This window comes from Bacillus sp. ChL18 (assembly GCF_026241425.1).
In the GTDB taxonomy this organism is placed as follows: Bacteria; Bacillota; Bacilli; order Bacillales; family Bacillaceae; genus Bacillus; species Bacillus velezensis.
Genome location: NZ_JAPHWE010000001.1, coordinates 593,034 through 605,133, shown reverse-complemented (window position 1 = coordinate 605,133; position 12,100 = coordinate 593,034). Strand labels below are relative to the sequence as shown.

General features: G+C 50.3%; 2 protein-coding genes. Both read right to left on the bottom strand.

Going from position 1 to position 12,100, the window contains the following annotated elements; translation table 11 throughout:
• Positions 1 to 36: 36 nt before the first annotated feature.
• Positions 37 to 5,763 (bottom strand): type I polyketide synthase, encoded by a 5,727-nt coding sequence (locus OQ477_RS03210; RefSeq protein WP_265971359.1) that lies wholly within the window; start codon positions 5,761 to 5,763, stop codon positions 37 to 39.
• A gap of 39 nt (positions 5,764 to 5,802) precedes the next feature.
• Entirely contained in the window at positions 5,803 to 12,099 is a 6,297-nt protein-coding gene (locus OQ477_RS03205) for a type I polyketide synthase (protein ID WP_265971358.1), read from the bottom strand.
• Between the last annotated feature and the right edge of the window lies 1 nt (position 12,100).

Below are 12,100 nucleotides of genomic sequence, written 5' to 3'. Positions count from 1 at the left end.
AGAAAATTAAATTTGCTCCGTCATTTTGACAGGCAATCAGATAGTCACAAATTCATGAGGGTTCATTCCCTCGATCGGAATCGGCTTGGTCAGCTTCATCAGTCCCATACGGGAGATCGGCTGCGTCAGCAGAGTTTCCAGCGCCTGCATCCCTTCCGCCCGGCTGATCAGCCCGAGACCGATTGCACTCAGTCTGTCAAACTCTTCAGAAATGTGATTGTCAGCCCGCTCCCAATAACCCCAGTTCATCACTTTGACCCGGCATGACAGCCGTCCGGAAAGCTCATGGGCAAATGCGTCTTTAAATGCGCACCCCGCCGCATAATGACTTTGATTCGGATTCTTAATATATGAAATAACCGAAGAGAAAAAGAGAATAAAGTCCAAAGACTCTTTCGCAAATACTTCGGCAATGTTGACGGAAATATCCACTTTCGCCGCAAGGCCGGCGTGAAACTGTGATTCTTCCATATCTTTTACGCTTTCATTCGCAAATACCATCGCTGAATGAACGACGCCGCTGATGGTGCCGTATGTGTTTTTAATCTGTTCATAGGCGCGCTGAAGCGATGAAAGATCAGAAGCATCTGCGGCTATATATTCGGGAGCCGGGCCTGATGACCGGTACCGGTCTATTTTGTGGCGTATCCGGCTGTCCAGCGGCCGCCTCCCGATCCAGACGACTCGGGCTTTATACGTCGTCACCATATAATCTGTCCAAACCTCGCCGATGCCTCCCGCACCGCCGATGATGACATATACGCCTCCATAGCGGTAAGGAACACTTTCAGACGGCCCGCTTTGGACCGGAAGCAATTGAGGCCGGTACCATTCCTGATGTCTGCGCACCCATGCTTTACCCGTACGGTCGCGGGGCAGGCTGAATATGTCTTCTGCGGGGAAATCCCCCCCGTCTTCAAGATCGGCCAGACGGATGTGCCAGCTCGGATGTTCTTTAGCGAGAGACCCGACGAAACCGTGCACACCGGAATGAGCGGGACGCACCTCATCATATTGGGTGATAGGCTGTGCTTGGTGCGTAATCACCGTCATCCCGAGCTGCTCTTTTCCATACCCGAGACCGATAAGAGCTTTGGCCGCTCTGAAAATTTGCAGCACCCCGCTTTTTTGATCATGGCTGTCAGAATCAGCCGGCTGAGGGGCAAACCAGATCATATGCTGAATCTCACCGAGACGGCGGAGCCGATCAGATATCACTTCAACGGAAGCACTTTGGCTGCTATCAAATCGCACAGCTTTAGGAAACAATCGTAAAACCGCGTCCGCCTGCCCGTCTGTACCGCCCATGATGACAGCTTTTGCTTCAGAAATGGGGAAGCCGGTTTGGTTGTCTATCGGTTCCGCGTCCCATACCTGCATCAGTTTGACGGCTCCGGTAAGGTTACCCATCAGATCGTATTGCTTATTATCGGTTACGGCCGGCGCACTTTCGGCCATCCGGGCAGAAAATCCTTTTATCCTTACACACACATTGCCGCGTTCATCACATATATCAATGTCCATTCTTCGCACGGCCGGTGTTTCATACGTCACAAACACGGCCGCCCACATGTTTGGACTGCACGGATGAAAAACGGTCAGTTCATGCAATTCAAAAGGCATTAACGGCTGCTCCGGATAACCCGCTTTATCTTCATTCATAACGCCGATGGCCGCCTGAAAAGCGGAATCTATCAGACTCGGATGGAGCACAAACTGTTCGGCTTCATCAGAAACGGAAGCAGGGAGCACCAATTTAGCCAAGGCTTCTTTTTCCCCGCAATAAATGTGATCAATTCCTTGATGTGAAGGTCCGTATACAATTTCCGCCTTTGCAAACGCCGCATAGCAGTCTTCTTTTGACAGCACTTTTTTGCGGCATCGCGCTTTCAGCTGTTCAATATGCAAAACCGGCGCCTCAGACAGCGGCTCAATCACAGCACTGCCTTCACAATAAATGTCTGAATCGTTTTCATTGCTGTACACTTGAAATGACACATTGCCGTTATCCTCCAAGGAAAGCCCTGTCGTCATACGCAGCGGCTCTTTTTTATGAACGGCCTGGCGTATCCAGCTGATATACCGCAGCGAAATGCCGGTTTTAGCCGTGTATCCAGCGGCTAACGGCGCGGCAGCCAGTTCAGCCGCAGCTCTCGCCATTTCAAGATAAGCCGCCCCGGGGAGAACACGCTTGTTTCGGACGATATGATCGGCTAAGAAGAATTCATCTCCGTTCAGTATCGTACTGAATTTTTGTTCTAGCAAATCTGATGTATTGCGGTGAAGCAGCGGGTGAAGCCTGCTTTCTGTATTTACGGAAGTGACGGGATGATCGGGCTCCGGTATCCAATATCGTTCCTTTGCAAACGGGTACGTCGGCAGACTCATCCTGCGCGGTTTCTCCTCCTGATACAGCCGCGTCCAGTCTATCTCAAATCCTTTTGACCACAGCTCCGCAAGTTTTTTGTAAGTGCCGCTGTCCATCCATTTTCGGATCAGCTCCTCCGTATCCTGATCATCATTCAGGAAACCCCTGATTTCCGTTCCGCTATCAGACCGCCCTTGAAAGCAGCCGTCAATCTGCCGTTTTCGTTCTGTAAATTCAGTTAATTTCCTGATCAGGTCTGCTTGATCGTTCACTAAAAAAACAAGCCGTTCTTCCATTGCCAGCCGTCCCGTTTGCAGCGTATACGCCAGTGACCGCAGGGAAAAAGGTTCATCAGGCTGCTTATCTAAGCCGGACTGACCGAAAAGACCGGAAAGAATATTCTTATGTTTCTCATCGTTTGTCAGACATTCTGCTAAAGTCCGGACGGAAGTATGCTGTATGAGATCAGTCATGTCTATTGCCAGCCCGTATTGATCCGTCATCAGCTCAGAAAACTGTGTCAGCTGCATGACATCCAAGCCGAATTCCTTCCAATCCTGTTCACCATCTACCGAGCCGGCCTCTACATGCAGAACTTCCGCCAGAACACCGCGCAGCGCATTTTCCAGCTGATTTTGCATTGTATCTCTTTTGTCATGGAGCGGCCCGCTTCCTTCAAGCGCTTTATCTTTGAGAAACATCAGCAGGCGGGCAGCGTATTCCTTCAGCCGCTCCGGATTTTTCGCTGATAGAGGCACGATATACGGTCTCTCTTGATTCTCCGTAATGCCGGGGTTTTTGGGCCTGTACTCTTCTAAAATGAGATGAACGTTTGAACCCGTCGCCCCAAATGAACTGATGCCCGCGCGTCTCGGACAGGCATGTTCACGGCCGTTCTCTGTATACGCCGGCCTTTTCCATGGCTCGGTTTTTTGCTGCACGTAAAATGGCGAGTCCTCTAAACGGAGATACGGATTAATCGTCTCTGAGTGCAAAGAAGGGACAAGCGTTTTGTGAAACAGCTGCAAAACCGTTTTATGAAGCCCGCTGATCCCGGCGGCTGATTCCGCATGTCCGATATTCGATTTAACGGAACCGATCGCACAAAATTGCCGATCCTCTGTAAACGTGCGGTAAGCTTTAACAAGACCTTGTATTTCAATCGGATCTCCTAAAGAAGTTCCGGTTCCGTGCGCTTCCACATAAGAAATCGTCCGGGGATCGATCCCCGTCTTTTCAAGACATTCAGCTATCATATCCCCCTGCGCCACGGGGCTCGGCACGGTAATCCCGCTGACGGTCCCCACGTGATTGACGGCGCTGCCTTTTATCACCGCATAAATATGATCCTTATCTTCTTCAGCCTTGTAGAGCGGCTTCAGCAGCACGGCTCCGATGCCGTCAGCTGAGACATAGCCTGTGCCGCCTTCGCCGAACGTGCGGCACAGCCCGTCACTCGAATGCATATCCATTAAGCCGTATGTGATATATTTTGTCGGGTGCAATGATAAATTGACGCCTCCGGCAAGAGCTGCTTCACATTCACCGCGTCTCAGACTTTCCGCCGCCATATGGACGGCCGTCAGAGATGACGAACACACCGTGTCAACCGCCATGCTCGGCCCGTGAAAATTGCAAAAATATGAAACCCGGTTTGCGATCGGCGCATAGTTCAAGGGATAAGGAAAGACCAGCCCTTTGGCCGCAGCTTCAGCGCCGGCGAGAGAATAATCCATATGCATCACCCCGGCAAACACACCGACGTTCATTCTCTTATTCGGCCCTTTCGGCTGAACGATTGTTTCCGGGGTGTAGCCCGCATCCTCAATCGTTTCCCAACATGTTTCTAAAAACAATCGTTCTTGCGGATCTTTAGCTTCTGCCTCCCGCGGAGAAATCCGGAAAAATTTCGCGTCAAAACAATTCGGATCGTCTATAAAACCGCCCCATTTGGAAATCGGCTTGCCGGACGGCGATCGCAAATGCTCATACTTCCTCGTATCCCAGCGGGAACGAGGCACTTCCGTTACGCTGTTTTCTCCATTTTTTAAATTTGTCCAAAATTCACGAAGATTTTTGGCGCCGGGGTACCGTCCCGCCATCCCGACAATCGCAATATCTCCATTCTGCGTTCCGGCTGACGCCGATTTTTTCACGCGGATTTGGGTCGTCCTCTTTTTTTCCCGGGGCAAAGGCTCAGCACTTGAATGCCCGCTTTGAGCATGGCCGAAACCGGCTCCGTAATGTTCGCACAAATATCCCGCCAATTCCGCGATTGTCGTGTATTCAAATAACAGTGTCGGCAGAAGCTGCGTTCCAATTTTTTGTTCAATTTCCTTTACCATGGCCAACAGCCCCGGAGAATCCAGCCCCATTTCATAGTAGCCGATATCCGGGTCAATCTCTTTCACAGGTTTGTTCAATCGGGCGGCAAGCAATTCTTTTAAATAAAGGATGCACTGTTCAATAAGGCCGGCGGAAGCCTCCGCATGGCGGGGCTCAGAAGGCGCCGGTTCCGCTTGCGGAGCCGGGACGGCATTCCGCCCGTCAGGTTCTTTCTTTTGCCGTTTCTGATTGATCAGTTCCGGGTCCCTCACCAGTTTATTAGTGAAGTTTTTCAGTTCGCCGACTTTTCTGCCTTCCTCATTGAAAAACTCCATTGTCACGTAAACGAGATCTTTCTTTCGGGTTACGGATTCTTTTTTTATCTTGGTGATACATGTCGTCTGCAGCAATTCGGCGCAATAAAACGATTCATAAAACAGCGGCAGAAATAATTGCCCCTCCTTCCTCGTCAAAGGAGCGAGATATACATTGGAGCCGATGCTGCTCGCATCTATCAATGCGGGATGAAACATCGTCTCTTCTGCATGTTCCAGCTGATCCTTTTGCACCGACAGATCAATATAAATCTCTTTTTCAGTTTGGTAGACGCTTCCGCAGCCTTTCATCATTCCTGAATGAACCAGTTCTTGATCCCTGCATTCCGCGTAAATGTCCTCAAGCGGTATTTCTGCCGCCGTTTGTTTTACCGCATTCATCCGGACGCTCTCTTGGAAGCCGACGGGCTTGACGGAATGCATTTGCGCCGCGGCATATACCTTTGTCTCTGCTGCTTCGTCACCTTGTTTTTGCCCTTTCACCTCCACCTTCCACTGCCCTTCGCCGTTCTCTGTACAATCAACGGAAAGCAGGATTGATTCTCCCTGTTCAGGAGCTAAAGGGTGAAAAATCGATAAGTGCCTGAGTTCAAGGCCGGCATAAAAAAAACCGTTTTCTCTGAAAGTCTGATAGATCAGGTCAATATAAGCCAGACCCGGCAGCAGTTCCTTTCCATAGGCTTTATGATGTTTCAGAACGGGATGCTGATTGTTAATAAGAAGCTGCTCTTGCATATGAACTTCCTCCATATCGACGTTCAATTTTCAGCGCAATCAGTAAGTCTTCATTTGTTTCCAAAACGTATTCGGGCGGGACTTATGTGCGTTTTCATGCAGGCTTTCGGCTTTGTCCGAACGAATAGGCCGGCGCTTTAATTCCTGTCTCGGCAAAGGCTTTCTAACCGGGGTATACGCCTCTTGCTCCCAGGCTTCCACTATGACATGGGCATTCGTCCCGCCGTCAGCGAAACTGCTGACGGCGGCAATCCGCTGTGAATCCGTCCATTCACGCAGCGCGTGCGAAAAATAAAACGGCGAGGCGGACAGATTGTAATGCGTCATCGGCTCTTTGCCCGAAAGGAAAGGCACACGCATTCGGCGCGAGAGCATAAGCACTGTTTTAATAAATCCGGCAATCCCTTCAGCGCATAACGGGTGTCCGATATTCGGCTTCATCGACCCCAATTCGCAAGGCGCGCTGTTTTGCATACGGTACACCGCTTCAATCGCCCTCAGTTCCAAAAGGTCTGTTACTTCAGAGCCTGAACCGTTTGCTTCAATGTAGCTGATATCCTCCGCTTTTCTGCCGCTTTTGGCAAGCGCCTTGGCCATCACTTCTTTCTGCGCCTGTATATTCGGTGTGGCAGGCCCCGCGGTTCTGCCGTCATTGTTTACGGAAATGCCTTTAATGACCGCATGAATCCGGTCCCCGTCTTTTACAGCCTGGGCCGCTGTTTTTAAATACACCATTCCGACGCCTTCTCCCAATACGATGCCGCCGGCGCGGCGGTCAAAAATATGAAACGCAGGCTCTTCGCTTAACAGATTGCGAAGTTCGAACATCCGGTGGGTTTGACCGGATTCCAGCAGACTGACTCCCCCGACCACCGCTGAGTCGATTTCACCGCAAGCAAGCGCCTGTATCGCCATATTCATACCGACAAGCGCTGAAGAACAGGCCGTATCCAAAACAAGACTCGGCCCCTTCAAATCAAAGAACTGAGAAAGATTGGCCGCTAAGTAATTCGGACCGGCGGCGACTATCGGATTTTTTGCATGCTTCAGACGGTTTTCGTCAGGCATACTGCCGCCGCGTCCTCCTAAATAGACACCGGCTGACCTGCCTTTCATTTCTTGTAAAGAGTAACCGCTGTCTCTGAACAGATGAAGCGCCTCTTCTAATATAAGAAAGGACTGGATATCCATTGCCTTGATGTCTTCTTCGGGAATAAGGAAAAACTCCGGGTCAAAATGCGTTACATTTTTTAAAAGGCCCGCATAATCCGCCTTCTCCGTTTTCCAGCGCTCTTTCGGCACCCTTTGAATGGCTGACGTTCCTTCAGACAGCAGCTTCCAATAAGCTTCAATTGATTCAGCTCCCGGAAAACGGCAGGACATTCCGACAACAGCGATGTCTTGCGCCGCTCTAGCACGAGAAGGCTGAATAACAGCGGCTGCTGTTTGTTTCGGAACGTCTGGGATTACAGGCTGAACCGGTTTTGAAACGGCAGCTTTGATTTCCGGATATGCTGTTTCAAGCCATCCGGCCAGCGCAGCAACCGTAGGGTATTCATACAGCACCGCCGGGTCAAGGTCAGCTTTGATCCTCTTTCCGATCGCTCTGGACACTTGGGCAAGCATGATGGAATCGGCTCCGTAATCTTGAAACGGTGTATCAGATTCAAATCTTGACGGCTCCAGTCTTAATTCCCGGCAGCAAATGCCCGTCAGCCACTCCTCAACGCTTTCTGTATCGGCCTGTTCCTGCTGCTTTGTTTCAGTAAGGCCGGATGAAAGCAGCAGACGGTCAGGCTCCCATTTTTCCGGGTGAATGACGGCCGGCATAATAACAGATCCGCAATCGCCTGCCATGATGGCATCAAACAGGCTCAGCCCTTCTCTGTCAGTGATGCTCTTTAAACCGCTTTTCAGATAGACCCGGCTTTTTGATTCGCCCATACCCGTTTCTTTCCAGCTCGGCCATTGAATGCTCAGCACCGGAAAACCTTTTGCGGCCGCAAAATAATCCATATAGGCGTTAGCCATGGCATAATCGCTTTGTCCCGCTCCTAATTCCGGCATCACGCCGGACACTGAAGAAAACAGCGCAAAAAACCGGAGAGGCTCCTTGTGCAGCGCTTGATACAACAGGTCCAGTCCGTCTGTTTTAGGCTCAACCACGGGCATCATCTGTTCTCTTGTTTTGCGGATAAAGGCCGGATGATCGAGATCTACGGCTCCCGCTGCGTGTAACACGCCTCCTATCGGTCCCATTTTATCTTTCACCCGGCTGACGGCCTGCTCATATTCAGGGCCGGAAGATACAGACAGCACTTCCGTTCGGACACCTTTTTGCTCGAGCTCTCTGATTCTTCTCACTTTTTCGGAAAACGGGGAATTCCGTTTGACATGATCATCCCACTCCGCTTTCGGCGGCATTGTTTCTTTTCCGGTAAGCACGAGTTTCGTGACTCCGTAACGTTCGGCAAAATGCCGGGCGAATAAATATCCGAGTCCCCGGGTCCCTCCGGTGATCCAGAGCACATGGTCTTTCGGAAATGAAAATTCTTTTTCAGCTAAGCTGTTTGTTTCCTTTAACCGCGCGTGATAGCGCACACCGTTTCTGTAACACACTTCGATGTCTTCAGAATCGCGAAAAAACTCCTCTGCGATCTGGTTTGCCAGCTCAGGATCTTCGGCAGTCCGTTCTGCATCCATATGCCGCGAGCGGATATCCTTATACTCACTTTGGAGCATCCGGTACAATCCGGCCTTTTTTGCACCTGAGAGATTTATCGTTTCATTTGCAAAAGGTTCAAGCCCTTTTGTCACACAAAGCAGCTGAAGCTTTCGACCGCGGTTTCTGTTGTCAATGAGAGACTGCAGACGATGAATCCAGCCGTCATCATGATTGATTTCCGTCCCGCATCCCGTCACATCAATCAGACCGCCAAACCGGGCCGCGTCCCCGGATATTTCCGGTGATGCAGCGTCAATGATTTCAGACACGGGGAAATAACGGGACAGCTCAACGGCCAAATTTCCTGTCTGGTGATCGGCGGCTATTCCGATGACGCCCCGCACTACCTTAGCCGGAACACGGCTGCTTTCTGCCCAGCTTTTCTGTAAAAAGCGGGTTTCACGCAATGTTTCAGAATGTGTTTCAGCATCACGAACATTGTCCGGCGCTGCATCGACCGGCCAATACCGGTCCTTTATAAATGGATAACCGGGAAGGCTGATGCGGTGCGGCAGGCTGTCGTTATAAAGTTCTGACCAATCAATCTTCAGCCCTTTTACCCAAAGTTCCAGAAGCTTCGCGAATTTTTTTCGTTTCATCCATTTACGGACGGCGTCCTGCATATCTTCATCCTTAAAAACGGCTAGAATGTCTTTATACTGTTTGCTTTTTCCGATAAAACAGCCGTCTGTCCCGCCATCAATAAAACGCTGCAGTTTTTCCGCTAACTGCTCTGTCGACGTCACGATAAACGCCACACGTTCTTCCATCGCTTCTCTTCCGGTTTGAAGGGTGTAAGCCGCATCCCGGAGACTGCTGTCTGTGACGTCATTTTTTCTGATCGCTTGAAGAAGCTGCTGCGCCCGCTGCTTCAGGCTGGCCTCCTGTTTGGCGGATAATAAAATGACTGCGGGATCTTCATCTGTGAATGGCTCAGAAATCTCCCTATCAGGTTCAATATATTCTTCTATCAATATGTGGGCATTTGCCCCGCCCGCACCAAAAGAAGAGATGCCCGCGATTCTCGGAATCTCTTTCTGCGCTCCGTTTTCCTCAATGACCGGCCGTTTCCAGTCTGCCAATTCACGCTGCACCACAAACGGCGTCCGGTCGAATACAATATTCGGATTCAATTTCCGGCAATGTAAAGAGGGGGCCAGCTTGCGTTTTTGAAACTGGAGCAGCAGTTTCGTTACACCGGCAATGCCTGCCGCGGCTTCCAAATGCCCGATATTGGATTTAACTGAGCTGATGGCGCAAAAACCTTTATCTGACGTTTTCGTTTGAAATGCGCGGGTCAAACCGTCAATCTCGATCGGATCTCCGAGTTCAGTGCCCGTGCCGTGGGCTTCGATACAGCTGATCATCCGCGGATGTATTCCTGATTTATCAAGCGCGCCGGAAATCACGTCAGCCTGGGCGCTCGGACTCGGCACTGTATACCCGTTTGTTCTGCCTCCGTGATTAATATGAGTGCCGCGAATCACACCGTAAATATGGTCCTTATCAGCCATCGCTTTTGACAGCGGCTTTAACAGCACGGCCCCGACGCCTTCACCGGGAACAAATCCGTCCCCGCCTTCACCGAAACTTTTGCATGTTCCGTCTTTTGAAAGCATTCGATAGGCGCTGAGCTCCGCATAAGCCGAAGGATGCGTATACACATTCACACCGCCGGCAATCGCCATGTCGCATTCGCCGCGAAGGATGTTTTCACACGCTTCATGGATTGCAGTCAGCGAAGATGAGCACATCGTGTCGACCGGCATGCTCGGCCCTTTCAGATTAAGAAAATAGGAAACTCTGTTCGCCGCTGAACTGAACGACGTTTTCGGCTGCAGGGTGCCGCCGTTTTTCCAGTACATTCCGTACCCGTTTTTCGTAATGCCCGCAAAAACGCCGACCCGGCCGTTATACAGATTCTCAAGCTGTTCCTTCGTATAACCGGCATCCTCCAGCACCTGCCAGCACATTTCAATAAAGAGACGCTCCTGCGGGTCCATATTCAAAGCATCACGGGGTGAAATTTGAAAAAACAGCGGATCAAAGAAAGAGGCATCTTTCAGAAACCCGCCCCGCTTACTGTAACTTTTCCCTTCTTTCACGGCCGTTTCGGGATCAGGGTTGTAGTACTTGTCCTTTTCCCAGCGCTCTTCGGGAATTTCCGTGACACAGTCTTTTCCGGCAGCTAAGTTATCCCAGTACGCTTCAAGTGTTTCAGCTTGCGGATAACGTCCGCTGACTCCGATAATCGCAATCCCTTCTTTTGTCTGGTTCTCATTGGATAAAGAAGGCCGTTTCTTTCGCTTGATAAACGACGGAAGCACCGGAAAATCTTCATTTGCCAAAACCTGTTCTGATATGCCTGAACGGTGCTCATCATCATTTGTCCACTTTCGGCATTCTTTTGGATAATCCGTGACAAAGTGAGCTGCCAGGGAGCCCAGTGTCTTATATTCGTAAAAAACCGTTTTGGAAAGGTCACCGAAAAGCAGAGACAATTCGCGGTTCAATTTCGTCACAGTGACTGAGTCGATTCCGTAGGTTTCCAGCGGCTCTTCAGTGTCTATGTTGGAAACAGCAATTTTTGTAGTCAGGCCAAAAAGCGTTTTGAGCTGAAGAAGCGTTTGTTCATACAAACGTTCACTGCGGTGTTCGGCTTTGGTTTTTCCGGGAGCGCCCGTCTTGATGACAGGCTGCAGCTTCAACCCCGACAGGGAAGCCCATATTTTTCCTTCTCCGTCACATAAATCAATATAAAAGCTCCCCGCCTTCTCTTGTATCTCGGCCCATACCTTGTCAGGACAAGGTTCATAAAATAAAAGCTCGTCCAATGAAACCGGGGCGAGCGTTTTATATTCTTTGCCGCCAAGCAGCGCGCATGCCTCTGTCACACTTTGCATCACACAGGGAGGGAGGCCGAATCGGGCGGATTCTTTTTGGTTTGTCAATGGAATTGATATGTCTGCCAGCATCCGTCCTGCTGAGGCATAAATACGCTCAATTCCTTTCATGTGCTCACTGTATTGAACGGTATCGTTCTGAGTGATGGCTTCAATTTGCTGCTGATCCATCGGGGAACCGCTGTTTTCCTTCAAGCGGCTGATATCCAGCATGCCAGGCGCAGCATCAACTGGCTGAATCGTCCCTTGGCTGTACACATCATGATGACTGAAATCGGCAGAAAATGGATTATAAATCTCAAACCTTTTGGCTTCACCCTCTGCGGGCATCAGCCTGATTTCGATATGGAACGGTTCAGCCTCAGTCAGAATGGGCTTTGACCACACGATATGCGTCAGCCGGACAGCCTCAGTCTCCTTTACTGTCAAAGCAGCCGCAGCTCTCGCCATTTCCAAAAGAAGTTCTCCGGGCATAAGCTTTTTACGCTGTAAAGAAACATCAGCGAGAAAAAATTCCCGGCCGCTGAAAGCTGCCGAGAATCCCAGTCCCGTTTCATCGGAAATATGCTGCTGAGCAAGCGGATGAAGGGAAACCGCTTGGCGAAGTCCCATCCGCATATCATAATCGCGCAAAATGCCAATCGCATCCTGTTTTGTCATTTTTTTATTTTTGACGTCAGAAAAAACCCGGTGCAGAAACTCTTTCATA